The sequence below is a fragment of the Amycolatopsis sp. TRM77291 genome, assembly GCF_054166285.1.
This window is the reverse complement of the sequence record NZ_JBSZHF010000017.1, coordinates 1-1,764: the sequence shown is the minus strand read 5'-3', so window position 1 is coordinate 1,764 and position 1,764 is coordinate 1. Positions and strand designations below refer to the sequence as shown.

Annotated in this window: 2 protein-coding genes; both read right to left on the bottom strand. The window is 69.0% G+C overall.

Annotated features, from left to right (window positions below; genetic code table 11):
* Positions 1–123: 123 nt before the first annotated feature.
* Positions 124–780, bottom strand: coding sequence for an RES family NAD+ phosphorylase (locus tag ACXIZN_RS43130; protein WP_007028108.1), 657 nt, complete (start codon positions 778–780; stop codon positions 124–126).
* 96 nt (positions 781–876) lie between these two features.
* Positions 877–1,458 (bottom strand): DNA-binding protein, encoded by a 582-nt coding sequence (locus ACXIZN_RS43125; RefSeq protein WP_457960770.1) that lies wholly within the window; start codon positions 1,456–1,458, stop codon positions 877–879.
* Positions 1,459–1,764: the final 306 nt, after the last annotated feature.

The window sequence follows — 1,764 nt, the reverse complement described above, 5'->3', positions numbered from 1 at the left end:
TTCGAGACGTCTGGTGTCCCGAAAGTGGCTTTCGCGACACCGGCTCCAGACCTCAGGCCTTCACGGGCCGGGCCCGGCATCACCAACGGCTAGAGCCGTCCTTGCCACTCACGAGGGCAGGGCTCAGCTGAGCAGCGTGTAGTTCAGCTCTTCGCAAACCCGGCCCAGCGGGACGTCGAGCCCCGGATGGTCCAGGGGGAGCAGCACGTCCGGCGCGACCGGCAGCGAGTTCCCGGCGGGCGGGTCCCACAGCGCGAGCGCGGGGCCGCCGGAGTCCATGGACGACCGGTACCAGACGCCGTCGAGGTCGCCGAACGCGGCGCGGATGGCCCGGGCCCAGGCCTGGGTGATCTTCTTCGGGCCGCTCGAGATCTCCTGCGAGGCGCCGACCCGGGTCGGCCACAGGCCGGCGAGGTCGAGCAGCCGCAGCGTGCGGGTCGGCCGGACGACGACCAGGCGCGGGCCGCGGGACTTGCGGTCGACCGTCGACGTGGTCTGGAAGACCTCCGCGATGCTGGTGCGCACGGTGAGACCGAAGTACAGGACGCCGTTCCCGGGGTCGGTGACCGGGCGACCGCCGCGACCGGGGGTCTGCGGGTCGAACCGGCCGTGCGGGAGCGGGCCGCTGTAGCGGAACGAATTCCACTGCTGGGGGTGGTTGCCGTGCGCGGTGAAGATCCTGACCAGCCTGGTGCCGGGGTGCACCGTCACCACGTCGTTGGTGCGGTGCAGCTCCTTGACCAGGACAGAGCGTGCGGGCGGCAGGGGAAGCCGGGCCATACCTCGGGAGTCGTCCGTCCTTGTCGGGTGATCTTGCTCGATGGGGTCAGCCTACGGCCTACCCCCGACTGAAATTCCCGTCGTCGGGCAAGGATCTCAGAACGGCGAACCCAGCGTGGCCACCAGTCTCGCGACGTGCTCGGGATCGCCGCCGGAGAGGAGCCACTGGCGCGGGGTGGCCGGGTGGTCGTTGATCACCAGATCGGCCTGCGGGGTGCTCATGAACGCGGCGACGACGAGCGCGGGCTGGTCCTCGGGGACGGCGCGCAGCACGACCTCCAGTCCGGGCAGTACCCCGGAACCGGCGAACTGCCAGGCGGGCAGCCGCCAGCCCTGGTCCTTCCAGCCGGTGAGCCTGCCCTCCTTCAGGCGGTGCCGGATCCGGCTGTCGTCCACGCCCAGCGCCTTCGCCGCTTCCAGCACACTCAGCGCTGAATCGGCGAGTACGGCGTGCGCGGCGACCGTGCGGGCACGGAAGTCGGGCTCGTCCTCGCCGCGGGGGGAGAGGTCGAGGCCGACATCGGTGAGCGCGGCCCGCTGGTCCGGCGAGAAATAATGCGACGGATCGGGGTTCGGTGGGGTCAGTCTCCGCGCCGCGTCCTCGACGAGGTTCAGGAACTCGTTGGCGTCGACCTTCAGGCCCGCCTTGGCGAGAACGTTCTCGAGCGCTATCGACATAGCGCCTAGGGTAACGCGTCTGTGCGGGTTCGTGCGGTCTCATCTCGATTTCGTGGGTGAATTCACCAGAGATGAACACAGAGTGCACGGAATCAAACACGCGCAGTAGGCAAGTCCGCCACAGTCTGCCCGGATCGGGCGAGCTTGTCCAGGAGTTCGGCTTGACAGGTGGTAAACGGGAACTTACCTTCCGAAAGGTAAACGATTTCTTCCCACCGCTTCGGAGAACCCGGCTGGTGTGGGGCCGGCTTGGGGGAACAAGGGGGTGGGGCGTTCCTGGGCGGCCGGTGCGAACCGGTCGCCCAG

Coding starts and splice junctions, on each gene's coding strand:
- ACXIZN_RS43130 (WP_007028108.1), bottom strand. CDS start 780: ATGGCCCGGCTTCCCCTGCCGCCCGCACGCTCTGTCCTGGTCAAGGAG.
- ACXIZN_RS43125 (WP_457960770.1), bottom strand. CDS start 1,458: ATGTCGATAGCGCTCGAGAACGTTCTCGCCAAGGCGGGCCTGAAGGTC.